Below are 22,038 nucleotides of genomic sequence, written 5' to 3' on the forward strand. Positions count from 1 at the left end.
GCACGTTACGGCTTTCAAGCACCTCTCGTCCACGAGTGATACAACGCGCAACCAATCCTGTGCGGAGCGAGGTGTGACACAAAACGCACTCGAGGCGCTGACAGGGATACGGGCTTGTCGCACGAGCCCGTGACGGATGGCGGCCGGGGCCTCTCCTGTGGGGGGTGGCGGCCTCGGTCGCCTTCCCCCTCCCGGGCCACCCACCATGCCCGCCGACGGCGCTCACGTCATCCTTTCGGCTCTCTTCCGGGTGAAATACCCACATCGCTACGACACACCATGCCCTGCGTCGCTAGCGTGGCGGCACACCCGCGCCGCGCCCCGAGGAGCCCCCCGCTGTCCAGCCATCTGCCGGCACAGGCCCGCGGCGGCTCCGACCCGTCGCACGGCTCCGGACTGGCGCGGTTCAACGCCCTGTCCCCCGAAGTCGCCCGGGCCGCCCTGCTGAGCTGCTGCGGCAGCCGCCGCTGGGCACACCGGGTGGCCGCACACCGCCCCTACCCCGATCCCGGCGCTTTGCTCGCCGCGGCGGACGAAGCCTCGTACGACCTCTCCCAGACCGACCTGACCGAGGCGCTGGCCGCGGAGTGCTCGGCGGAACTGGACCACGGGGCGCCCTACGCGGCGCTGCTGGCGCTCGACGCGGCCCATGCGGAGTACGAACGGAAGTTCGGCCACGCCTTCGTGATCTGCCTCGACGGCCACCCGCCCGAGGAGCAGGCGGACCAGCTGCTGGCCGCGATCCGGCGGCGGATGGGGCACGAGGTGGACGAGGAGCGCTCGATCTCCGCGGACGAGCTGCGCCGTGTCGCACAGGCCCGGCTCCGGGATCTGACACGCTGGCTGACGCCCCCCTATGGGCCGTCTGGCGCGGAAATCGGGCTATTCGCCCCTGTGGGATAGCCCGTACGTGCCTGTTTGATCACACCGATGGCCCCCGCGCAAGGGAACCGACAAAGCGTCGCTACGATGTCCGGGGCCGGAGGACCGTACCCGGCCGGGCCCGACCGACAAAGAAGCCGGCTGGCCCCCGCCCCGCTTCCGGAGGGTTTTCCGTGCCGGCTGGAACGTTGTACCGCGGCCGGGAAGGAATGTGGTCCTGGGTGGCTCATCGAGTCACCGGCGTCCTCATCTTCTTCTTCCTGTTCGTACACGTCCTCGACACCGCTCTCGTCCGCGTCTCCCCCGAGGCGTACGACGATGTCGTGGCTACCTACAAGACTCCGATCGTCGCGCTGCTGGAGTACGGCCTCGTCGCCGCCATCCTGTTCCACGCGCTCAACGGTCTCCGTGTCATCGCCGTGGACTTCTGGTCCAAGGGCCCGCGCCACCAGAAGACGATGCTCTGGTGGGTCGTGGGCATCTGGATCGTGCTGATGGTCGGGGCCCTGTACCCCGTACTGGGCCACGCCTACCTTGAACTGTTCGGGAAGTGACACGCATGTCTTCTGACACTTCTTCCGTCAACATGACCAAGGGCGCCGGCGACGGCGGGTCCGTATCGGACCTGTCGCTCTACGACGTCGACAACCCCGCGCCCTACATCGAGGCCCCGCGCAAGCGCACGGGCAGGACGCCCCGCTCGACCCGCGGCAACTTCGAGATGGTCGCGTGGCTCTTCATGCGCCTCTCGGGCATCGTGCTCGTCGTCCTCGTCATCGGCCACCTGCTGATCCAGCTGGTGCTGGACGGCGGCGTCTCCAAGATCGGCTTCGCCTTCGTGGCCGGCCGCTGGGCGTCCCCGTTCTGGCAGGTCTGGGACCTGCTGATGCTGTGGCTGGCCATGCTGCACGGCGCAAACGGCCTGCGTACCGTCATCAACGACTACGCGGAGCGTGCCAACACGCGGCTGTGGCTGAAGGGCCTGCTCTACACCGCCACGGTGTTCACCATCCTTCTGGGCACGCTGGTGATCTTCACCTTCGACCCGAACATCCGCTAGGCAACGGGGCTGAGGCGAAACCAATGAAGATCCACAAGTACGACACCGTCATCGTGGGCGCGGGCGGCGCGGGCATGCGCGCCGCCATCGAGTCGACGAAGCGCAGCCGCACCGCCGTGCTGACGAAGCTGTACCCGACCCGCTCCCACACGGGCGCCGCGCAGGGCGGCATGGCCGCCGCGCTCGCCAACGTGGAAGAGGACAACTGGGAGTGGCACACCTTCGACACGGTCAAGGGCGGTGACTACCTGGTCGACCAGGACGCCGCCGAGATCCTGGCGAAGGAGGCCATCGACGCGGTCCTCGACCTTGAGAAGATGGGCCTGCCGTTCAACCGCACCCCGGACGGCACCATCGACCAGCGCCGCTTCGGCGGCCACTCGCGCAACCACGGCGAGGCGCCGGTCCGCCGGTCCTGCTACGCCGCGGACCGCACCGGTCACATGATCCTCCAGACGCTGTACCAGAACTGCGTCAAGGAGGGCGTGGAGTTCTTCAACGAGTTCTACGTCCTGGACCAGCTCCTGGTCGAGGAGGACGGCGTCAAGAAGTCGGCCGGTGTGGTCGCGTACGAGCTCGCCACCGGCGAGATCCACGTGTTCCAGGCGAAGGCCGTCATCTACGCCTCCGGCGGCACCGGCAAGTTCTTCAAGGTGACCTCCAACGCGCACACCCTCACGGGTGACGGCCAGGCGGCCTGCTACCGCCGCGGCCTGCCGCTGGAGGACATGGAGTTCTTCCAGTTCCACCCGACGGGCATCTGGCGCATGGGCATCCTGCTGACGGAGGGCGCCCGCGGTGAGGGCGGCATCCTCCGCAACAAGGACGGCGAGCGCTTCATGGAGAAGTACGCGCCGGTCATGAAGGACCTCGCGTCCCGTGACGTCGTCTCGCGCTCCATCTACACCGAGATCCGTGAGGGCCGCGGCTGCGGTCCGGCCGGTGACCACGTGTACCTGGACCTGACGCACCTGCCGCCGGAGCAGCTCGACGCGAAGCTCCCGGACATCACCGAGTTCGCGCGCACGTACCTGGGCATCGAGCCGTACACGGACCCGATCCCGATCCAGCCCACCGCGCACTACGCCATGGGCGGCATCCCGACCAACGTCGAGGGTGAGGTCCTGGCGGACAACACCACCGTCGTCCCGGGCCTGTACGCGGCCGGCGAGGTCGCGTGCGTGTCGGTGCACGGCGCGAACCGCCTGGGCACCAACTCGCTGCTGGACATCAACGTCTTCGGCAAGCGCTCGGGCATCGCGGCCGCCGCGTACGCCCAGGCCAACGACTACGTCGAGCTGCCGGAGAACCCGGCGCAGCAGGTCGTCGACCTGGTCGAGCACCTGCGCAACTCCACCGGCAACGAGCGGGTCGCCGAACTGCGTCTCGAGCTCCAGGAGACGATGGACGCGTGCGTGATGGTGTTCCGTACGGAGCAGACCATCAAGACCGCGGTCGAGAAGATCGCGGAGCTGCGCGAGCGCTACAAGAACGTGTCCGTCCAGGACAAGGGCAAGCGTTTCAACACGGACCTGCTGGAGGCCATCGAGCTGGGCAACCTGCTCGACCTGGCCGAGGTCATGGCCGTGTCCGCGCTGGCGCGCAAGGAGTCCCGCGGCGGTCACTACCGCGAGGACTACCCGAACCGCGACGACGTCAACTTCATGCGCCACACCATGGCGTACCGCGAGGTCGGCGACGACGGCAAGGACTCCGTCCGGCTGGACTACAAGCCCGTCGTCGTCACCCGCTACCAGCCGATGGAGCGTAAGTACTGATGGCCACCCCCACCCTGGACAAGATGGAGGCGGCGTCCGCCGCCTCGCCGTTCATCACGGTCACCTTCCGGATCCGCCGCTTCAACCCGGAGATCTCGGAGGAGTCGACCTGGCAGGACTTCCAGGTCGAGATCGACCCGAAGGAGCGCGTGCTCGACGGTCTCCACAAGATCAAGTGGGACCTCGACGGCACGCTGACCTTCCGCCGCTCGTGCGCGCACGGCATCTGCGGCTCCGACGCGATGCGGATCAACGGCAAGAACAGGCTCGCCTGCAAGACGCTGATCAAGGACATCAACCCGGAGAAGCCGATCACCGTCGAGGCCATCAAGGGCCTCACGGTGATGAAGGACCTCGTGGTCGACATGGAGCCCTTCTTCCAGGCGTACCGCGACGTCATGCCGTTCCTGGTCACCAAGGGCAACGAGCCGACGCGTGAGCGCCTGCAGTCCGCCGAGGACCGCGAGCGCTTCGACGACACCACCAAGTGCATCCTGTGCGCCGCGTGCACGTCCTCGTGCCCGGTGTTCTGGAACGACGGCCAGTACTTCGGCCCGGCGGCGATCGTCAACGCGCACCGCTTCATCTTCGACTCGCGTGACGAGGCCGGCGAGCAGCGGCTGGAGATCCTGAACGACAAGGACGGCGTGTGGCGCTGCCGCACGACCTTCAACTGCACCGACGCGTGCCCGCGCGGCATCGAGGTCACGAAGGCGATCCAGGAAGTCAAGCGTGCGCTGATCACGCGCCGCTTCTGATCTCCCGGCCCCTGCCCGTACGAGGGCCCCGCACCCGGTTCACCCGGGGGCGGGGCCCTCGCCCGTTCCCCCGTCTCTTCGACAGCAGGCGTGCCCGCTGACAACGGTCCGGGCCGGATCGACGGCACCGCGGCCCGGGACAGGACCCCGGGTACGGGACTCGGGGTACGGGACCCGGGGTACAGGGCGGGGGTCCCTGTGGAAGGATCGGCCGTATGAGCGAGCAGCAGCCGAATCCGTACGCCAGTGACCCCAGTCAGGGCGGCCAGCCCGGCACGCCCGGCCAGGAGGCATACAAGTGGGGGCCGGGAGAGGCCAGTTACGGCTACCCGCAGCCCTACCCCGCGGCCCCGGCCTATCAGCCGACCATCGGCGGCGCGGGCATTCCGGCCCCCATGGACTACTCCGCCGCCCCGGTCGGCGGGGCGGGACTGTCCCTCGGCGACATCACCATCGCGGGGGACCAGATCATCACCCCGTCGGGCACGATGCCGCTCAAGGGCGCGATGTGGAACGCGACCGACTTCTCGCGCACCGAGGAGAAGGTCCCGCCCCACGCGATCGTGCTCGCGATCATCTTCTTCCTGTTCTGCCTGCTCGGCCTGCTCTTCCTCCTGATGAAGGAGAAGAAGACCACCGGCTACATCCAGATCACGGTCACCAGCGGCGGCCGGCACCACTCCACGATGATCCCGGCGGTGGACGCGAGCACGTACCCGTGGGTGATGTCCCAGCTCAACTACGCGCGCTCGCTGAGCTTCTGAGGGCCCGCCCGGGGCGGGTGGGGGGGCGGGGGCCACAGGGCCGGGCGGGGCCACAGGGCGGGCCCCGCTGAAACCCGCCTCCGAAACCGCTGGCGGAGCGGCCCGCGAACCGCGAAGATCACATGATGATCGTTTCTCATGATGTGGACGGGCCCGCAGACGGCCCCGCCGTCGTCCTGCTGCACTCCTCCGTCTGCGACCGGCGGATGTGGGAGCCTCAGTGGCGCCCGTTGATCGAGGCCGGGTTCCGGGTGGTCCGGCCGGACTTCCGCACCTGTGGGGACTCCCCCGCCGCCGATGCCCCGTACAGCGACGTGGGCGACGTGAGGGACCTGCTGGACCACCTCGACGTCCAGCGGGCGGTCCTGGTCGGGAGCTCCTACGGGGGCCGGGTCGCCCTGACGCTCGCCGCCCTGCACCCCGAGCGGGTGGCCTCGCTGCTCCTGCTCTGCCCCGGCCGGCCCGGTCACGAACCGAGCCCGGAACTGCGGAAGTTCGGCGCGGCCGAGGACGTCTTCCTCGATGCGGGGGACCTGGCCGGCGCCGCCGAGTTCAACGCCCGCACCTGGCTGGGCCCGGACGCCGACGCCGACGCCCACACCCTCGTCCGGGCCATGCAGCTGGGGAACTTCGAGGGCGCCCTGGCCGTCACCGAAAGCCATGAACTGCCGGAGGTCCCGGTCGACCTGGCGGCGATCACCGCCCCGATCCTGGCCGTCGGCGGCGCCCACGATCTCCCGGACTTCCGCCGCATCGCCGCCGAGCTTCCCGAGCTGGTCCCGGGCGCCGAGCACCGCGAGCTCCCCTGGGCGGGCCACCTGCCGTCACTGGAGCGCCCGGAGGAGACAACCCGCCTGATGCTGGAGTTCCTGAACCGCTCCTTCCGGTGAATCGTCCGGTTACCGCGCGAAGGGGCCGCGCAGTCCTGCGATGATGCTCTCGACCCAGCCCACGGGAGGCCGGAATGTCGTCGGCACCCGTCGAGCACCCTGAGTACGCCGACGAGGAGAGTCCGCTGACCCTCCTGGAGGAGGCCGACAGGCTCAGGGAGCTGAACCCCGGCTACCGGAAGCGCAGGCCTGCATGGGCCCGAGTCTCATGTCGTGCAGGGCATCGGCCTCCTGAAGGCGGGACGACCGCGCACGAGGCAGCCGAAGCCCGCCGCGCAGGAGCGGGACCCTCAGGCCTGAGCCGCCGCGTCCGGTCGGGCCGGGGTGGACGGGCCTTGCCACGGGCGGGAGTTCACGCGCGCGGGCGGACCTCGACGTTCTCGAGGACGCCGACGGCGTCCGGGACCAGCACGGCCGCCGAGTAGTAGGCGGTGACGAGGTACGAGATGATCGCACGCTCGTCGATGCCCATGAAGCGGACGTTGAGCCCGGGTTCGTACTCGTCCGGCAGGCCGGTCTGGTAGAGGCCGATCACGCCTTCGTTGTCCTCGCCCGTCCGCACGGCGATGATCGAGGAGGTGTGCTGCTCGGTGAGCGGGATCTTCCCGCAGGGCAGGATCGGCACGCCCCGCCAGGCCGGGATGTGGTGGCCGTCGACCTCGACGTGGCCGAGGCTCAGGCCCCGCTTGTTGCACTCCTTGCCGAAGGCGGCGATGGCCTTGGGGTGGGCGAACAGGTACTGGGTGCCCCGCCGCATGCTGAGCAGGTCGTCGAGGTCGTCCGGGGTCGGCGGGCCGCTGTGGGTCTGGATGCGCTGGTCGAAGTCGGTGTTGTGGAGCAGCCCGAACTCCGGATTGTTGACGAGCTCGTGCTCCTGCCGCTCGCGCAGCTCCTGGACCGTGAGCCGCAGCTGCTGGTGGGTCTGGTTCATCGGCTGGTTGTAGAGGTCGGCGACGCGGGTGTGCACCTTCAGCACGGTCTGAGCCACGCTCAGCTCGTACTCGCGCGGCTTCAGCTCGTAGTCGGCGTAGGCGCCCGGCAGCAGGGCCTCACCGTGGTGGCCGGCGCTCAGTTCGATGAGCTTCTCGCCGACCTTGTTGGTCTTGAAGCCGTTCCTGCTGCCGTTCTGGCTCGCGACGTGCGTGCGCAGGTGCTCGTACTGGTCGGCGACCGCCCGGTAGGCCGTCTCCGGGAGCGCGAGGAGGGTGACCGCGGTGGTCGCCCGGGCGGTGAACTCCCAGGTGGCGCCCTTGGAGCGGGTCAGGGTGTGGCAGCCGAAGGTGTCTCCGTCACCGAGCCGGCCGATGATGTTCTCGTCCCCGTACTTGCCCGGGCCGACCTTCTCGACCTTGCCGTGGGCGATGAGGTAGACGTGGTCGGCCTTCTTTCCGGCGTGCACGATGACCTGGCCGGGCTCGTACTGCTTCTGCACGAACCGCTCGGCCAGCGCGCCGAGTGCGAGCGGGTCGTCGAAGCCGCGCAGGAGGGGCAGTTCGGTCAGCTCGGCCGGGATGACCTGGACCTTGGAGCCGTTCTTGACGAAGGCGACGCGGCCGTCCCCGAGCACGTACGAGAGGCGCCGGTTCACCCGGTAGACGCCGCCGGGGGTGTGCACCCAGGGCAGTTTCCGCAGGAGCCAGCGGGAGCTGATGCCCTGCATCTGGGGTTCGGACTTGGTCGTCGTCGCGAGGTTCCGCGCCGCCGCCGTACTGAGACTGAGCTGTTCCTGATGCTGCTGAGCCGTTGCGGTCCGGGTGCCTGGGGCCGTCTCCACCGACATGGGCTGCCTCGCTTTCGAATGAAGGTCGCAGTCACTCTCGGTGGCTATGTGTAACGCATGGTGGTCACCGCTGTCGCCGAGCGTCACCACCCAGGGGTGACCCGATTGGGCCGTCCGGACCAGCCCGGGAGCCCGTCGGGGCCTTCGACCCTCGACCTCGGTGCGCCGCGTCCGCTTCAGTACGCCTTTGCGTTCCGCGCCGGGCAGGCCCAACCCGCCATTCGCTTGAACCTGTTCAAAAAAAGCCCTACAGTCATCCCCGTCAGCAGTATTGAACACGTTCAAGGGGGCTGAGGGCAATGGACCTCACCGTGGTCACGTATGTCATCTACCTGCTCATCAGCATCGGGCTCACCGTCTGGGTCGCCCGCACGCTCAGCCGCAACGGCCGTGTCTTCATCGGCGACGTCCTCCAGGGGAACGAGAAGCTCGCGGACGCCGTCAACCAGCTCCTCGTGGTCGGCTTCTACCTCGTGAACATCGGCTTCGTGACCCTCTACCTGCGGTCGAGCGAGGAGGTGGAGAGCGCCCGCGGCCTCTTCGAGGCCCTCTCGGTCAAGCTCGGCGTCGTCCTGCTGGTCCTCGGGGTCATGCACCTCGGCAATGTGTGGGTGCTGAACAAGATGCGCCGCCGCGGAATCATGGAGCGCCAGCAGACTCCGCCCGTCGCCCCGCAGGGGTGGACCGCGCCGGCCGGGGCCTGAGTCATGGCGCCCGGGTGGCCGGTCCGGAAGCTGACCGTGCTCTACGACGCCAACTGCCCGCTCTGCGTGCACATCCGGCACTGGCTGCTCGCACAGCGCCGACTGGTCCCGATCGACCTGGTCCCCGCCGCGTCCCACGAGGCGCGGCGGCGATTCCCCGGGCTCGACCACGAGTCGACGCTCCGGGAGATCACCGTGGTCGGGGACTCGGGGCAGGTGTGGACCGGGACCGACGCCTTCATCGTGTGCCTGTGGGCGCTGGTCGAACACCGGCCGAGGGCCAACTGGCTGGCCACCCCGGCCGGTCGGCCCTTGGCCCGGGCGGCCATGTACACCGCCTCGGCGTGGCGGCAGGCGGTGCGTACGGAGGGCCACCCCCAAGGCGTCGAGGGACCGGCCTGTGACGACCAGTGCTCCGTCCCCCGATAGGCTCATACACCGTGACTGATCAGAAGGCTCCCAAGAGCGAGCAGACCCGCACGCTCATCCTCGAAACCGCGCTCCGGCTCTTCCAGGAGCGCGGCTTCGACAAGACGACGATGCGGGGTATCGCGAAGGAGGCCGGTGTCTCGGTCGGCAACGCCTATTACTACTTCGAGTCTAAGGAACACCTGGTCCAGGGGTTCTACGACCGGATCGGCGCCGCCCACCAGGCGGCGGTCCGACCCATCCTGGACAGCGAGACCGATCTGCAGAAGCGGCTCGCGGGCGTGCTGACGAGCTGGATGGACATCGCGGCCCCGTACCACGAGTTCGCCTCGCAGTTCTTCAAGAACGCGGCGGACCCCGAGAGTCCGCTCAGCCCGTTCTCACCGGAATCGGAACCGGCGCGGCAGGCGGCGATCGACATCCACCGCGAGGTGCTGGCGGGGGCGAAGACCAAGGTGCCGGCCGAACTGGTCGACGTACTGCCCGAGCTGATGTGGCTCTCGCAGATGGGCCTGGTCCTGTACTGGGTCTTCGACCGCTCCCCGAACAGCGAGAAGACGCGACGGCTCGCCGAGCGCGGCGCGCAGCTGACGACGCGGGGCATCGTCCTGGCCCGGTTCCGGGTACTGCGGCCGCTGGTGCGGGAGGTACACGAGTTGTTCGCGGACTTCCTGCCCGGCATGGCGCAGACGGCGACGGCGGGGGCCCGGCGCAAGGCCTCGGACCCCGACCCGGACCCCGCGTAGACCCGGACTCCCCGGAGGCCCGGACCTCGCGTAGGCCCGGACCTCGCGTAGGCCGGTACCTCGCGTCTGACCTCCGGCAGTGGGAGGGTCTGGCGGTTGAGGGCACGTCGGCCGGCACGGATCGTCTGCCACTCGTTCGAGTGAGGTGTCGGGATTCCGGGGTCCGAAGCGGACTGCGGCTCTGGATCAGGCCTGGTACGAGGCGAGTTCGACGACCGTGATGTCGGACGGCGCGCCCACCCGGACCGGGGGTCCCCAGGCGCCGGCCCCGCGGGAGACGTAGAGCTGGGTGTCGCCGTAGCGTTCCAGGCCGGCGACGGTGGGGTTGGCGAGTTCGGCGAGGTAATTGCCGGGCCAGAGCTGGCCGCCGTGGGTGTGGCCGGAGAGCTGCAGGTCGACGCCGTGGCGGACGGCGTCGTGGATGACGACGGGCTGGTGGGCGAGGAGTACGGCGGCCCGCGTACGGTCGCGGTCGCCGAGGGCCGCCTGGAAGTCGGGGCCGGTCCCCTCCAGCTCCCCCTGGATGTCGTTGACGCCGGCGAGGTCGAAGTGCGGGAGCGCACGGCGGGCGTTCTCCAGAGGGGTCAGCCCCAGTTCGCGGACGTGGTCGATCCACTGCTGTGCGCCGGAGAAGTACTCGTGGTTCCCGGTGACGAAGAACGAGCCGTGGCGGGCGGTGAGCCCGCGCAGCGGCTCCGCCGAGGGACCGAGGTCCGGCACGCTGCCGTCGACGAGATCACCGACGATGGCGATGACGTCGGGCTGTGTCCGGTTGACGGTGTCGACGATGCGCTGGGCGTGGGCGCGGCCGAGCACCGGGCCGAGGTGGACGTCGCTGACGACGGCGATCCGGAATCCGTGCGCCGCGCGCGGCAGTTTCGCCAGAGGGACCTGCACCCGCCGGACGCTCGGCCCGCGCAGGACTCCGTACGTCCCCGCGCCGACGGTCCCGACGGCCACGGCGGCGGCCGCCCCGCCGACGGCGCGCGCGACGAACCGGCGCCGGGTCAGCCCGTCGCCCCCAGTGGACCCGGCGGCAGCCTGCCCGGCGGAGCCGGCAGCGGCCGGCTCCTGCGGGGAGCCGTGCCCCCGCGGGCGGGCGGCTTCGCCCGCTGCGCGCTCCGCGAGGGGGGAGCGCCCCTGGCGGGGTGCACCGCTTGCGGCCACGACCGCGCCGGGCTCCACCGCGGCGCCCGGGTCCGCCGGGGCCGGCCCGGGAGGCCCGTCCACCGCTGCGGAGGGGGCGCGGTGGGCCAGACGGCGGAGCAACAGCGCGCGGATCGGCTCCGCGAGCAGCATCGTCAGGGTCAAGTACAGGAGAACCGCGAGCCAGAGGTATCCCGGCCAGGCCACCGTCTGCTGCAGCCAGAAGGGCGCCCCGGCGCGGCCCGTGGTCAGGGCGGCCACAGAGAGGAGGGGCAGGGCGATGGTCAAGGCCGTGCCGATGCGGCGGGGCAGTCCGCGGGGGGTCGTGGTGTCGCGGACCAGGCGGATCCAGAGCCAGCGGTGGACCAGGACCAGCAGGGCGCACACCGAGAGCGCGACCAGCGCGAAAACCAGGATCGTCATGCCGAGCCGTCCTCATCCGTACGTGATCCGTGCCGCAGGGCCAGGACCGCGCGCAACCCGATCACACCGACCACCGTCCCCAGGAGAAAGGACGTCACCGCAAGCGTCAGGTGTACCCAGAAGTACGTCGTGGGGTCGCCCGCCGCATCGAAGGCCTGGCCGCTGCCGTTCTTCCACAGGTTCCGGACGAAAGACACCCAGATGAACCAGCTCCACACCCCGAAGGCGAGCAGGAACCAGGAGGCGGCACGGCTCAGTTTCATGCCTTCAGTATCGGATTCGTCCCCAGGACGGACGCGCCGGGGTGGGCTGTCCCGGGGGTGGTTGCCGCGGATTGGCCGGTCCGCGGCATCATTCAGCTCATCGGGATGTACTTTCACCTGCGTGTCTGCCAAGACGACCGCGCTGACGGTCCTATCCGCCGCGTTGCTGGTCCCCACCATGCTGGTGGCCCCGGCACACGCCGCGCCGACCCCGCCGGCCGACGGAAAGGGCGGGCCCGCCAAGGCGCCGCAGGCCCCGGCGGCCCCCGCACCGCCCGCCTCGATGTCCACGGTCGGCGGCTCCCTGCTGGGTCAGCCGGGGACCCAGGTGAACCTTTTGCCCGGCGCGCCCACCCTGCCGACGAACCTCACGGGGCGGTCGTGGATCGTCGCCGACGCCGAGTCCGGAGAGGTGCTGGCGGCGCACAACGCACACTGGCGGCTGCCCCCGGCCTCCACGATGAAGATGCTGTTCGCGGACACCGTGCTGCCGGGCCTGCCCAAGGAGCAGGTCCACAAGGTCACCGAGCAGGACATGGAGGGCGTCGGCCCGGGCAGCAGCCTGGTCGGGGTCAAGGAGGACCTCGAGTACTCCGTCCACGACCTGTGGCTCGGGGTGTTCCTGCGGTCGGGGAACGACGCCGTGCACGTGCTTTCGGCCATGAACGGCGGCATCGACAAGACCGTCAAGGACATGCAGGCGCACGCCGAGGAGCTCCAGGCCCTGGACACCCATGTGGTGTCCCCCGACGGGTACGACGCCCCGGAGCAGGTGTCGAGCGCGTACGACCTGACGCTCATCGCCCGCTCCGGGCTGCAGAAGCAGGACTTCCGGGAGTACTGCGGCACGGTGAGCGCGAAGTTCCCCGGCAGGCATGAGGCCGGCAAGCCGCGGGACTACTTCGAGATCCAGAACACCAACCGGCTGATGACGGGCGCGGGCGGCCTCTCCCCGTACAAGGGCATCGCAGGGGTGAAGAACGGCAACACGACCATGGCCGGTTCCACCTTCACCGGCGCCGCGCAGCAGGGTTCCAGGAAGCTGCTGGTCACGGTGATGAACCCGGGCGCGGGTGGTGCGAACTCGGTCTACGAGGAGACCGCCGCCCTCTTCGACTGGGGTTTCGCGGCGGCCGGGAAGGTCAAGCCGGTGGGTGAGCTGGTGCCGCCGAAGAGCGCGGACACCTCCGCGCACGGCTCCCCGGCCCAGTCGCACGAGAACAACCCGTCGGCGGCCGGAGGGCCGGGCGGCGTCGGCACCGCGCTGGGCGTCGCGGGCGGTGCGATGGCCGCGCTGGCGGGCGGCGTCTACGTGGTCAATCGCCGCTGGCCCCGCGGCCGCCGGAGCCGGGGCGAGGACCTGGTGTAGGACGGGGCCGGAGGGACCTAGCGGTTCACCGGACGCGTGAAGGCTCCGGCGCGGCGCCCGCCGGAGGCTCTTGCGCGCCGCCGTCGACGCCGTCGTCGCCTTCGCCTTCGCCGTCGTCGTCGTCGCCGCCGTCGCGGGTCGCCGTCCAGGACGCGACGAAGAGCAGCAGCTTCGCCATGAAGTTGATCCAGAGCAGCAGGGCGATCGGCACGCCGAAGGCCCCGTACATGCTCTTCGCGGCGACCTCCCGCATGTAGCCGCTCAGCAGCAGTTTCAGCAGCTCGAACCCCGCCGCGCCGATCAGGGCCGCCTGGATCAGGCGGCCGCGCGGCGGTTCGACGCCGGGGAGCAGGGTCAGGACGTAGAGCAGCAGCAGGAAGGCGGCCACGACGCCGACGAGGAAGGCGAGCGAGCGCAACAGTGCGCCGCCCGGGCCCTCGCGCGGGATGCCCAGCCAGTCGGCGGACTTCCCGACCGCGCTGGATCCGAGGATCGAGGCCGCGGCCGAGGCCAGGCCCACCCCGCCGAGGCCGAGCAGGACAAGCCCGTCCTTGCCCTTGCGGACGAACGGGTTCCCGTCGTCCTCGTCGTCCTTGTCCCACACCGCGCGCAGGCAGTCCCGCATCGAGCCCACCCAGCCGATGCCGGTGAAGAGCAGGAGGGCGCCGGCGACGAGGCCGACCGTGCCCGCGTTCGCGACGAGCCCGTCGATGTTCAGCTGGTCGGAGATGCCCGGGACCTGTTCGGCGAGGGTCTCCTGCAGGCGGTCCAGCTGCTCCTGGCTGAGCAGCGCCGCGCCCACTGCGGCGGCCACGGTGATCAGCGGGAACAGTGCGAGGAAGCTGATGAAGGTGATCGCGGCGGCGAGCCGGGTCCAGTGCACACGGTCGAGGCGTTCGTACGAACGCCACGCGTGCGTCCGCATCAGACGGGCCGCCAGCGGACCGATCACCGGGAGTTTCGTCAGCCAGTCCATGGAGTCACCGTAAATGAGCCGCCGGAAATAGCCGGGATTGTCGCTTTTGGGTACTACGGTCCTCGATTGTGACTTTTCGCGAAGCGCGCCCGACGGGTCGCCCGTTCCACACCCTGGTCCTGCGAAGGCTGAAGTTCCGAGCCCGGCGCACCGCCCGGCTGACCCTGCGCCCGCTCCGTCAGGACGGCCGTACGGTCGCGCCGGCCGCGCCGGCCGTCTCGTCGGCGGGGCAGCCCGGCTGTGTCGGCACGACGGCGGGGCCGGTCCCGAACGGGTACTCGCGCAGCTTGCGCCAGACCCCGTCCGAACCCTGCTCGTAGAGCGCGAAGCCCTCGCAGACCCACTCGGCGGCGTAATCGGCGAGGGTCGTGAACGCCAGGTCCATCGCCTCCTCGGAGATCCCGTGGGCGACCGTGACGTGGGGGTGGTACGGGAAGGCCAGCTCGCGGCTGAGCGGCCCGGCGGGGTCGCGGAGCTCGCCCTGGAGACGGGTGCAGCCCGCGGCGCCCTCGACGACCTGGACGAAGACGACCGGCGAGACCGGGCGGAAGGTTCCCGTCCCGCCCAGCCGCATCCGGAAGGCCCGGAAGGCGGCCGCGACCTGGCAGAGGTGGGCGCGGATGGCCGGAAGCCGGTCCGCCTCCACCTCGGTGGGCGGAACGAGGGTGACGTGCGTGGGGATGCCATGCGCGGCGGCGTCCCCGAAGCCTGCGCGCAGCTCCTGAAGCCGGCTGCCGTACGGCTCCGGGACCGCGATCGAAACGCCGAGCGTTACGGTCCCCACGTATCTCTCCTCCGCTTGTCGGTGTGGACTGCTGCCGCCCCAGTGTGGCGGCAGCACCCCCTTTCGTGCCAGAGCCCTCTGTCCGTAGTTGCGTTCGTCAGTGCTTGGCAGGCACCAGACCAAGCCGGTCGTACGCCTGCGCGAGCGTCTCGGCGGCGACCGCGCGGGCCTTCTCCGCGCCCTTGGCCAGGACGGAGTCCAGTGTTTCGGGGTCGTCCAGGTACTCCTGGGTGCGCTGCTTGAACGGTGTGACGAAATCGACCATCACATCGGCCAGGTCGGTCTTCAGCGCGCCGTAGCCCTTGCCCTCGTACTTCGCCTCCAGCCCGGCGATCGTCTCGCCCGTGAGGGTGGAGTAGATCGTGAGCAGATTGCTGACGCCGGGCTTCTTCTCGGTGTCGAAGCGGATCTCGGCCTCGGTGTCGGTGACCGCGCTCTTGATCTTCTTCGCGGTGACCTTGGGCTCGTCGAGGAGGTTGACCAGGCCCTTGGGCGACGACGCGGACTTCGACATCTTGATCGTCGGATCCTGGAGGTCGTAGATCTTCGCGACCTCCTTGACGATGTGCGCGGCGGGGAGGGTGAAGGTCTGGCCGAAGCGCTGGTTGAAGCGCTCGGCCAGGTCGCGGGTCAGCTCGATGTGCTGGCGCTGGTCCTCGCCGACGGGGACGGCGTTCGCCTGGTAGAGCAGGATGTCGGCGACCTGAAGGATCGGGTACGTGAACAGGCCGACGGTGGCGTTGTTCACGCCGCCCTTGGCGGACTTGTCCTTGAACTGGGTCATCCGGCTGGCCTCGCCGAAGCCGGTGATGCAGTTCATGACCCAGCCGAGCTGCGCGTGCTCGGGCACATGGCTCTGGATGAAGAGCGTGCAGCGCTCGGGGTCCAGGCCGGCGGCGAGCAGCTGAGCGGCGGAGAGGCGGGTGTTCGCGCGCAGGTCCGCCGGATCCTGCGGAATGGTGATCGCGTGCAGGTCGACGACCATGTAGAAGGCGTCGTGCGTCTCCTGCAGGGCGACGAACTGGCGGACAGCTCCGATGTAGTTCCCGAGGTGGAACGAACCGGAGGTGGGCTGGATGCCGGAGAGCGCGCGAGGACGATCAGAAGCCATGGCTTCATTCTCTCAGGTGCGGGGGCGGACTCGGGCCCGCCGCTGGCCGGAACCTTCCGGGTCGCGGGAGTACGGGCCGTGCCGTGCCGCGGTACCGGGCGGTAGCGGCGCGGCCGGATCCTGCCCCGGCCGAGCGACCGCTTTCCCCCGGATGGACCGCTGCACGGAGTATCCGGGGGAACTGCCCGCACCGGCACCCGCACCTCGATCGCCGGCGGGGCTCGCCAGTGCGGCGGCGGCTCCGGCCCGCGTCCGGCGCCTCCGGCGCAGGGACGCCCTCGAACGCCGGGCGGGGCCGGGTTTCAGCCCCGCCCGGCGTGTGAGGTGCGGGGGTCCGCGGGCGGAGCCGCCGGCAGCGGTGCCGCAGGGTTACGACAACGGGAGGCCCGGGGCCGGGAAGGCGGCCATGAGGTCCACGACCTCCGCCCGGACCGCGGCCAGGGCCTGCTCGTCCCCCTTGGACGCGGCGTCGACCGAGCGCGAGATCCAGTCCGCCACGAGCGGCATGTGCTCCACCCCCAGGCCCCGCGACGTCAGCGACGGCGTACCGATCCGCACCCCCGAGGGATCGAACGGCTTGCGCGGGTCGAACGGGACCGTGTTGTAGTTCACGACGATCCCCGCCCGGTCCAGCGCCTTCGCCGCGACCTTGCCCGGCACGTCCTTGCCCGTCAGGTCCATCAGGATCAGGTGGTTGTCCGTACCGCCCGAGACCAGGTCGAAGCCCCGCTCCAGCAGCGCCGCCGCCAGCGCCTTCGCGTTGGCGACGACCGCGTGGGCGTACGTGACGAAGGACGGCTGCGCCGCCTCGTGCAGCGCGACCGCGATGCCGGCCGTCGTCTGGTTGTGCGGGCCGCCCTGGAGGCCCGGGAAGACGGCCTTGTCGATCGCCTTCGCGTGTTCCTCCCGGCACATCAGCATCGCGCCGCGCGGACCGCGCAGCGTCTTGTGCGTCGTGGTGGAGACGACGTCCACGTGGTCCGCCGGGGACGGGTGTGCGCCGCCCGCGATCAGGCCGGCGATGTGGGCCACGTCCGCGACCAGGATCGAGCCCGCCTCCCGCGCGATCTCCGCGAAGGCGGCGAAGTCGATGGTCCTCGGCAGGGCGGTGCCGCCGCAGAAGATCAGCTTGGGCCGCTCGGCGAGGGCCAGCTCGCGGACCGCGTCGTAGTCGACGAGCCCGGTGTCCGCGCGGACGCCGTACTGCACGCCGCGGAACCACGAGCCCGTCGCCGAGACGCCCCAGCCGTGCGTCAGGTGCCCGCCCATCGGCAGGGCCATGCCCATCACCGTGTCACCCGGCTTTGCGAAGGCCAGGTAGACGGCCAGGTTCGCCGGGGAGCCCGAGTACGGCTGCACATTGGCGTGGTCGACGCCGAACAGGCCCTTCGCCCGCTCGATCGCCAGCGCCTCGACGAGGTCGATGTTCTGCTGGCCCTCGTAGTAGCGGCGGCCGGGGTAGCCCTCGCTGTACTTGTTCTGCAGTACGGTGCCCGAGGCTTCCAGGACGGCCGCGGACACGTAGTTCTCACTGGGGATCAGACGCAGTGTCTGCGCCTGGAGTACTTCTTCCGCCGCGACGAAGGACGCCAGTTCGGGGTCGGTCGCGGAAAGGGCGGGATGGCGGCGCGCAGACATGGCGGGCTCCTCCGGGGTCGATGTGATCGGTACCCCGCGAGGCCCAGGCGAGCGGCCCTGTATGCGGTCGAGCGCGCACGACTCCCCCGGAGTTGGTTCTCCGTACGCCAGTCGCCGTGCGTACCGCTCACCTTAGCGGGCGCGCCGCACGGAAGGTTTCTGCGTCCGCGATACGAGCGACGATAAGAAGGTGACGCCACCCTCGTCACCGCTACACCCGGCAAGACGGACGATCGGAGACCCCGTGTCGACAACCGCTGATGTCATCCGCACCGCCGACGCGCACAGCGCGCACACCTACCATCCGCTGCCCGTTGTCGTCGCCTCCGCCGACGGCGCGTGGATGACCGATGTGGAGGGCCGCAGATACCTCGACATGCTCGCCGGGTACTCGGCCCTCAACTTCGGCCACGGCAACCGCCGGCTGATCGACGCAGCGCGGGCCCAGCTGGAGCGGGTCACCCTCACCTCGCGCGCCTTCCACCACGACCGCTTCGCCGACTTCTGCGCCGAACTCGCCGCGCTGTGCGGCAAGGAGATGGTGCTGCCCATGAACACCGGCGCGGAGGCCGTGGAGACGGCGGTGAAGACGGCCCGCAAATGGGGCTACGAGGTCAAGGGCGTCCCGGACGGGCATGCCAAGATCGTGGTCGCCGCCGACAACTTCCACGGGCGGACCACGACCATCGTCTCCTTCTCGACGGACCACGACGCCCGCGACCACTTCGGTCCGTACACGCCGGGCTTTGAGATCGTTCCGTACGGGGACCTCACCGCGCTGGCCCACGCCGTCACCGAGAACACCGTGGCGGTGCTGCTGGAGCCGATCCAGGGCGAGGCGGGCGTGCTGGTGCCGCCCGCCGGATACCTCAGCGGCGTACGCAGGCTGACCCGCGAGCGGAACGTCCTCTTCATGGCGGACGAGATCCAGTCCGGGCTGGGGCGGACCGGCAAGACCTTCGCGTGCGAGCACGAGGGGGTCGTCCCGGACGTCTACATCCTGGGCAAGGCGCTCGGCGGCGGCGTGGTGCCGGTGTCGGCCGTCGTCGCCGACCGGGACGTGCTGGGGGTGTTCAAGCCCGGCCAGCACGGATCGACCTTCGGCGGGAACCCCCTCGCGTGCGCGGTCGGCCTGGAGGTCGTCGCGATGCTCCGGACCGGGGAGTTCCAGCAGCGGGCCACCGAGCTGGGCGACCACCTGCACCGGGAGCTGGGCCTGCTGGTCGGCGGGGGCGCCGTGACCGCCGTACGCGGGCGCGGGCTGTGGGCCGGCGTCGACATCGAACCGGACCACGGGACGGGCCGGGAGATCTCCGAGAAGCTGATGGAGCGGCGGGTCCTGGTGAAGGACACCCACGGGTCGACGATCCGGCTCGCCCCGCCGCTGGTGATCAGCAAGGAGGACCTGGACTGGGGGCTGGACCAGCTCAGGTCGGTGCTGGGCGCGTAGCCCGTACCTGTCGGACTACAGGATGACGTGGGGCAGGAAGCGGGCGTACTCGTCCGTGACCGGCCCCGCCGATTCGCGGATGCCGAGCCCCGCCGCCTCGTCCTCGACGACCCAAGCGCCGAGCACCACCCGGTTGCCGTCGAAGTCGGGCAGCGGGGCCAGGCCCTGGAAGCAGTACCGCTCCCCCTCCTCCGGTACGAACGGCTCGCCGCCCTCGCCTGTTGCGTGCAGGGTGACGCCCGCGCCCTCACGGCCGAGGAGCGGCTTGGCCACGTATCCGCCGGACCCGGGCTCCGCCAGCTCGCGCGGGCCGTCGAGGTAGGCGGGCAGCAGGTTCGGGTGCTCCGGGAAGAGCTCCCACAGGATCGCGAGCAGCGCCTTGTTGGACAGCAGCATCTTCCACAGCGGCTCGATCCAGCAGGTGGTGCCGGAGCCGCCGCCGTGGTCGTACGTACCGAGGACGTGCGGGCCGAACTCGTCCGTGGCCAGCCACTCCCACGGGTAGAGCTTGAAGCAGCTGCGGATGAAGCGGAGCTTCTCGTCCACGAACCGGCCGGACAGGCTGTCCCAGCCGATCTGCTCGACGGACAGGGCCTGGGTGTCCAGGCCGGCCTGCTCGGCGGTCTCCTGGAGGTAGGCCACCGTCATCAGGTCCTCGCCGAGTTCGTCGGTCTCGGAGTGCGCGAAGTGCAGCGGACCGGGCGGCAGCAGCTCGGCCTGCCGGCGCCATGCGTCGACGAGGCGCTCGTGGAGCGAGTTCCACTGGTCGGCGCCGGGGAACCGCTCCTCCATCCAGAACCACTGCGGGCTGGCCGCCTCCACGAGGGAGGTGGGGGTGTCGGCGTTGTACTCCAGCATCTTGGCCGGGCTGCCGGTGCCGTCGTAGCGCAGGTCGAAACGGCCGTAGAGGGAGGGTTGTTCGGCGCGGCGACGCCAGGACTCGGCGATCAGCGCGGCGAGCTTGGGGTCGGTGATGCCGAGGTCGGCGAAACGGTCGTGCTCGACGATGTGCGCGGCCGCGGCCAGGCACATGGCGTGCAGTTCCTCGACGACGTTCTCCAGCGCCTCGACCTCGGGGAGGGAGAAGGAGTAGTACGCGCTCTCGTCCCAATAGGGGCGCAGCGAGTCGTCGGGGTAGCGGGTGAGGGGATAGATCAGGCCCTGTTCCTCGACGGTCTTCTGCCAGTCGGGGCGGGGCTCGATGGTGTGCCGCTGCATGGGGTGATCAGCCGCCGCTGGAGCCGGAGCTGCTGTGGCCGCCGAGGCCGCCGCGGGTCACAGCCGACTTGTCGAAACTGCCGCCGGTGACCTTTCCGTTCTTGACGGTGCCGCCGTAGTAATACGCGCCGGTTCCGCCGGTCTTGCACTGCTTGCTGTTCAGGTGGTCCATCGTGGAGCGGGACGCGCAGCGCTTGTCCGGCTCGTCGCTGCTGCCGCAGGCCACGAGGGTGGCTGCGAGCAGACCCATCCCGCCGAGGGCGACCGCGCCGGAGCGCATACGGCGCTGATTGCTGTTGCTGGTGTCCATGTCTGTGCTCCCCCTGGGGCCTGGCGTACTGCCGACAGAGTAGAGCGGGCGCCCCGGCCGATGGAATCCGGCCGCCGTGAGATCCGTGACCTAGAGTCAGTTCGTGTTGGTTGGGATGATTTGCGCACTGGGTGCGGCGGTCTGCTTCGGTACGGCGTCCGTTCTGCAGGCGGTCGCGGCGCGGGCGGCGGAGCCGGGCACGGGGTCCGGGGTGGACGCGGCACTGTTCCTGCGGGCCGTACGGCAGTGGCGGTACCTGCTGGGGCTGGGCCTCGACGCGGCCGGCTTCGTGCTGCAGATCATCGCGCTGCGCCACATCCCGATCTACGCGGTGGGGGCCGCGCTGGCCGCCAGCCTGGCGGTGACGGCGGTGGTCGCGGCACGGCTGCTGCGGGTGCGGCTGTCCCGGACGGAGTGGGCCGCGGTGTGGGTGGTGTGCGCGGGGCTCCTGATGCTGGGGCTGGCCTCCGGGCAGGAGGGCACGGGGACCGGGTCACTCGCGCTGAAGCTGGGGCTGCTGGCGGTGGCGGGGCTGGTCCTGGTGGTCGGCGCGGTGGCGGGCCGGCTCCCGGACGGGCCGCGGGCGCTGGTACTCGGCCTGGCCGCGGGGACGGGCTTCGGGGTGGTGGAGGTCTCGGTGCGGCTCATCGACTCCCTCCGGGACTTCACCAACCCGGCCCTGTACGCACTCCTGCTGGGCGGCGGTGCGGCCTTCCTGCTCCTCACCTCGGCGCTGGCGCGCGGCTCGGTGACGGCGGCGACGGCGGGCATGGTGCTCGGTGAGACCGTCGGCCCGGCGGTGGTGGGCGTGGTCTGGCTCGGCGACAGCACCCGGGAGGGCCTGACCTGGCTGGCGGTCCTCGGCTTCGCGGTGGCGGTCGCCGGCTCCTTGGCCCTGGCCCGCTTCGGCGAACCCGCACCCCCCGCGCCGGTGGCTCCCGCGGGGTGACCCGGGCGGGCCGCGGTTCCCCCGCTGGGGCACCGCGGCGGCCCGCGCCTCAATCGCCGACGCGGCCGAAGTCACCCTGCGGGCGGCCGCGCCGGGACACTGACCCGAACCACGTTCCCGCGCGCCTCGAACCGGTAGGCCTGAAGAACCGGCCAGGCGAGGGCGACGACCTGTCTGCCCCCACGGCCCACCGTGTCAGGGCTCCGCCCCGAACCCCGCGCCTCAAACGCCGGCGAGGCTGAATTGCCACCGCGCGGCCACTCAGTTCCCACCGGGCACAAGCAGCCCCACCGGGCACATCCAGCCCCCCACCCGGCGCATCCAGCCCCGTCGGCGTTTGAGGCGCGGGAGTGCGGTGCCGAGCTCCCGGGCGTTCACCCTCGCCGGCGTATGAGGCGATCGGGTGCGGGGCGGAACCCGGTCGTTCAGCACCACCCGGCACATCCAGCCTCGCCGGCGTTTGAGGCGCGAGGGTGCCGGGGCCGAGCGCCCGGGCTTTCAGCCTCGCCGGCGTTTGAGGCGCGAGGGTGCGGGGGCCGAGCCCGGGCGTTCAGCACCACCCGGCGCATCCAACCCCACCGGCGATTGAGGCGCGGGGGCGGGGCGCCGT

Annotated in this window: 22 protein-coding genes and 1 riboswitch; of the genes, 13 read left to right on the forward strand and 9 right to left on the reverse strand. The window is 70.6% G+C overall.

Features of this window, described 5'->3' with window-relative positions:
• Window positions 1-348: 348 nt before the first annotated feature.
• The 7 genes from ACWGIF_RS02095 to ACWGIF_RS02125 all read left to right on the forward strand — a co-directional run bounded on the left by ACWGIF_RS02095 (window position 349) and on the right by ACWGIF_RS02125 (window position 6,132).
• Complete coding sequence (locus tag ACWGIF_RS02095) at window positions 349-903, forward strand: 2-oxo-4-hydroxy-4-carboxy-5-ureidoimidazoline decarboxylase (protein ID WP_453489719.1); 555 nt, start codon at window positions 349-351, stop codon at window positions 901-903.
• Window positions 904-1,055: 152 nt separating this feature from the next.
• Window positions 1,056-1,436 carry a succinate dehydrogenase, cytochrome b556 subunit gene (sdhC, locus tag ACWGIF_RS02100; protein ID WP_326588406.1) on the forward strand — a complete coding sequence of 127 codons (381 nt, stop codon included), beginning with the start codon at window positions 1,056-1,058 and terminating at the stop codon, window positions 1,434-1,436.
• A gap of 5 nt (window positions 1,437-1,441) precedes the next feature.
• Entirely contained in the window at window positions 1,442-1,942 is a 501-nt protein-coding gene (locus ACWGIF_RS02105; protein ID WP_453489613.1) for a succinate dehydrogenase hydrophobic membrane anchor subunit, read from the forward strand.
• Window positions 1,943-1,965: 23 nt separating this feature from the next.
• On the forward strand, window positions 1,966-3,720 hold the full coding sequence (sdhA, locus tag ACWGIF_RS02110) for a succinate dehydrogenase flavoprotein subunit (protein WP_453489616.1): 1,755 nt from the start codon (window positions 1,966-1,968) through the stop codon (window positions 3,718-3,720).
• Window positions 3,720-4,478, forward strand: a complete 759-nt coding sequence (locus tag ACWGIF_RS02115; protein ID WP_453489619.1) for a succinate dehydrogenase iron-sulfur subunit — start codon at window positions 3,720-3,722, stop codon at window positions 4,476-4,478. The genes sdhA and ACWGIF_RS02115 overlap by 1 nt, the downstream gene beginning before the upstream one ends.
• Before the next feature lie 215 nt (window positions 4,479-4,693).
• On the forward strand, window positions 4,694-5,242 hold the full coding sequence (locus ACWGIF_RS02120; protein ID WP_453489622.1) for a hypothetical protein: 549 nt from the start codon (window positions 4,694-4,696) through the stop codon (window positions 5,240-5,242).
• 125 nt (window positions 5,243-5,367) lie between these two features.
• Window positions 5,368-6,132 carry an alpha/beta fold hydrolase gene (locus ACWGIF_RS02125; RefSeq protein WP_453489625.1) on the forward strand — a complete coding sequence of 255 codons (765 nt, stop codon included), beginning with the start codon at window positions 5,368-5,370 and terminating at the stop codon, window positions 6,130-6,132.
• Between the two features lie 352 nt (window positions 6,133-6,484).
• Here the strand turns inward: ACWGIF_RS02125 and ACWGIF_RS02130 are convergent, their stop codons facing one another.
• Window positions 6,485-7,912, reverse strand: coding sequence for a family 2B encapsulin nanocompartment shell protein (locus ACWGIF_RS02130; protein ID WP_453489628.1), 1,428 nt, complete (start codon window positions 7,910-7,912; stop codon window positions 6,485-6,487).
• 299 nt (window positions 7,913-8,211) lie between these two features.
• Here ACWGIF_RS02130 and ACWGIF_RS02135 point away from each other — a divergent pair, with 299 nt between their 5' ends.
• Genes ACWGIF_RS02135 through ACWGIF_RS02145 form a run of 3 tightly spaced genes read left to right on the forward strand, consistent with a single transcriptional unit; the run spans window position 8,212 to window position 9,791 of the window.
• Window positions 8,212-8,616: a hypothetical protein gene (locus ACWGIF_RS02135; protein ID WP_453489631.1), complete on the forward strand. Its 405-nt coding sequence runs from the start codon at window positions 8,212-8,214 to the stop codon at window positions 8,614-8,616.
• A gap of 3 nt (window positions 8,617-8,619) precedes the next feature.
• Window positions 8,620-9,045: a thiol-disulfide oxidoreductase DCC family protein gene (locus ACWGIF_RS02140; protein WP_453489634.1), complete on the forward strand. Its 426-nt coding sequence runs from the start codon at window positions 8,620-8,622 to the stop codon at window positions 9,043-9,045.
• A gap of 11 nt (window positions 9,046-9,056) precedes the next feature.
• A complete protein-coding gene (locus ACWGIF_RS02145; protein WP_453489637.1) occupies window positions 9,057-9,791 on the forward strand; it encodes a TetR family transcriptional regulator in 735 nt (244 codons plus the stop codon).
• A 186-nt stretch (window positions 9,792-9,977) separates the two neighbouring features.
• Here the strand turns inward: ACWGIF_RS02145 and ACWGIF_RS02150 are convergent, their stop codons facing one another.
• Window positions 9,978-11,360 (reverse strand): metallophosphoesterase, encoded by a 1,383-nt coding sequence (locus tag ACWGIF_RS02150; RefSeq protein ID WP_453489639.1) that lies wholly within the window; start codon window positions 11,358-11,360, stop codon window positions 9,978-9,980.
• Window positions 11,357-11,623: an SCO4848 family membrane protein gene (locus tag ACWGIF_RS02155; RefSeq protein WP_453489642.1), complete on the reverse strand. Its 267-nt coding sequence runs from the start codon at window positions 11,621-11,623 to the stop codon at window positions 11,357-11,359. Before ACWGIF_RS02155 ends, ACWGIF_RS02150 begins: the two co-directional genes overlap by 4 nt.
• Between ACWGIF_RS02155 and ACWGIF_RS02160 the strand changes: the two genes are divergently transcribed.
• On the forward strand, window positions 11,622-12,992 hold the full coding sequence (locus ACWGIF_RS02160; RefSeq protein WP_453489645.1) for a D-alanyl-D-alanine carboxypeptidase family protein: 1,371 nt from the start codon (window positions 11,622-11,624) through the stop codon (window positions 12,990-12,992). The two genes, ACWGIF_RS02155 and ACWGIF_RS02160, sit on opposite strands and share 2 nt — an antisense overlap.
• Before the next feature lie 25 nt (window positions 12,993-13,017).
• Here the strand turns inward: ACWGIF_RS02160 and ACWGIF_RS02165 are convergent, their stop codons facing one another.
• The 4 genes from ACWGIF_RS02165 to ACWGIF_RS02180 all read right to left on the reverse strand — a co-directional run bounded on the left by ACWGIF_RS02165 (window position 13,018) and on the right by ACWGIF_RS02180 (window position 17,501).
• On the reverse strand, window positions 13,018-13,968 hold the full coding sequence (locus tag ACWGIF_RS02165; protein ID WP_453489648.1) for a YihY/virulence factor BrkB family protein: 951 nt from the start codon (window positions 13,966-13,968) through the stop codon (window positions 13,018-13,020).
• Window positions 13,969-14,146: 178 nt separating this feature from the next.
• A complete protein-coding gene (locus tag ACWGIF_RS02170) occupies window positions 14,147-14,752 on the reverse strand; it encodes a 2'-5' RNA ligase family protein (RefSeq protein ID WP_453489651.1) in 606 nt (201 codons plus the stop codon).
• 97 nt (window positions 14,753-14,849) lie between these two features.
• Entirely contained in the window at window positions 14,850-15,863 is a 1,014-nt protein-coding gene (trpS, locus tag ACWGIF_RS02175) for a tryptophan--tRNA ligase (RefSeq protein ID WP_453489654.1), read from the reverse strand.
• Window positions 15,864-16,232: 369 nt separating this feature from the next.
• Window positions 16,233-17,501: a serine hydroxymethyltransferase gene (locus ACWGIF_RS02180; protein WP_453489657.1), complete on the reverse strand. Its 1,269-nt coding sequence runs from the start codon at window positions 17,499-17,501 to the stop codon at window positions 16,233-16,235.
• 34 nt (window positions 17,502-17,535) lie between these two features.
• A riboswitch (ZMP/ZTP riboswitch) is annotated at window positions 17,536-17,626 on the reverse strand.
• Window positions 17,627-17,745: 119 nt separating this feature from the next.
• On the opposite strand from ACWGIF_RS02180, the gene rocD reads away from it, so the two are divergent.
• Complete coding sequence (gene rocD / locus ACWGIF_RS02185) at window positions 17,746-18,951, forward strand: ornithine--oxo-acid transaminase (protein ID WP_453489660.1); 1,206 nt, start codon at window positions 17,746-17,748, stop codon at window positions 18,949-18,951.
• Between the two features lie 15 nt (window positions 18,952-18,966).
• Here the strand turns inward: rocD and ACWGIF_RS02190 are convergent, their stop codons facing one another.
• Window positions 18,967-20,169: a glutathionylspermidine synthase family protein gene (locus ACWGIF_RS02190; protein ID WP_453489663.1), complete on the reverse strand. Its 1,203-nt coding sequence runs from the start codon at window positions 20,167-20,169 to the stop codon at window positions 18,967-18,969.
• A gap of 7 nt (window positions 20,170-20,176) precedes the next feature.
• Window positions 20,177-20,479: a hypothetical protein gene (locus ACWGIF_RS02195; RefSeq protein WP_453489666.1), complete on the reverse strand. Its 303-nt coding sequence runs from the start codon at window positions 20,477-20,479 to the stop codon at window positions 20,177-20,179.
• 115 nt (window positions 20,480-20,594) lie between these two features.
• Between ACWGIF_RS02195 and ACWGIF_RS02200 the strand changes: the two genes are divergently transcribed.
• Entirely contained in the window at window positions 20,595-21,428 is an 834-nt protein-coding gene (locus ACWGIF_RS02200) for a DMT family transporter (protein ID WP_453489669.1), read from the forward strand.
• Window positions 21,429-22,038: the final 610 nt, after the last annotated feature.

Source organism: Streptomyces sp. NPDC054849, assembly GCF_053610945.1.

Excerpts from the sequence above, each read along its gene's own strand:
- ACWGIF_RS02105 (WP_453489613.1), top strand. The coding sequence starts at position 1,442 with ATGTCTTCTGACACTTCTTCCGTCAACATGACCAAGGGCGCCGGCGAC.
- sdhA (WP_453489616.1), top strand. The coding sequence starts at position 1,966 with ATGAAGATCCACAAGTACGACACCGTCATCGTGGGCGCGGGCGGCGCG.
- ACWGIF_RS02115 (WP_453489619.1), top strand. The coding sequence starts at position 3,720 with ATGGCCACCCCCACCCTGGACAAGATGGAGGCGGCGTCCGCCGCCTCG.
- ACWGIF_RS02120 (WP_453489622.1), top strand. The coding sequence starts at position 4,694 with ATGAGCGAGCAGCAGCCGAATCCGTACGCCAGTGACCCCAGTCAGGGC.
- ACWGIF_RS02125 (WP_453489625.1), top strand. The coding sequence starts at position 5,368 with ATGATCGTTTCTCATGATGTGGACGGGCCCGCAGACGGCCCCGCCGTC.
- ACWGIF_RS02130 (WP_453489628.1), bottom strand. The coding sequence starts at position 7,912 with ATGTCGGTGGAGACGGCCCCAGGCACCCGGACCGCAACGGCTCAGCAG.
- ACWGIF_RS02135 (WP_453489631.1), top strand. The coding sequence starts at position 8,212 with ATGGACCTCACCGTGGTCACGTATGTCATCTACCTGCTCATCAGCATC.
- ACWGIF_RS02140 (WP_453489634.1), top strand. The coding sequence starts at position 8,620 with ATGGCGCCCGGGTGGCCGGTCCGGAAGCTGACCGTGCTCTACGACGCC.
- ACWGIF_RS02150 (WP_453489639.1), bottom strand. The coding sequence starts at position 11,360 with ATGACGATCCTGGTTTTCGCGCTGGTCGCGCTCTCGGTGTGCGCCCTG.
- ACWGIF_RS02160 (WP_453489645.1), top strand. The coding sequence starts at position 11,622 with ATGCCTTCAGTATCGGATTCGTCCCCAGGACGGACGCGCCGGGGTGGG.
- ACWGIF_RS02155 (WP_453489642.1), bottom strand. The coding sequence starts at position 11,623 with ATGAAACTGAGCCGTGCCGCCTCCTGGTTCCTGCTCGCCTTCGGGGTG.
- ACWGIF_RS02165 (WP_453489648.1), bottom strand. The coding sequence starts at position 13,968 with ATGGACTGGCTGACGAAACTCCCGGTGATCGGTCCGCTGGCGGCCCGT.
- trpS (WP_453489654.1), bottom strand. The coding sequence starts at position 15,863 with ATGGCTTCTGATCGTCCTCGCGCGCTCTCCGGCATCCAGCCCACCTCC.
- ACWGIF_RS02180 (WP_453489657.1), bottom strand. The coding sequence starts at position 17,501 with ATGTCTGCGCGCCGCCATCCCGCCCTTTCCGCGACCGACCCCGAACTG.
- ACWGIF_RS02190 (WP_453489663.1), bottom strand. The coding sequence starts at position 20,169 with ATGCAGCGGCACACCATCGAGCCCCGCCCCGACTGGCAGAAGACCGTC.
- ACWGIF_RS02195 (WP_453489666.1), bottom strand. The coding sequence starts at position 20,479 with ATGGACACCAGCAACAGCAATCAGCGCCGTATGCGCTCCGGCGCGGTC.
- ACWGIF_RS02200 (WP_453489669.1), top strand. The coding sequence starts at position 20,595 with ATGATTTGCGCACTGGGTGCGGCGGTCTGCTTCGGTACGGCGTCCGTT.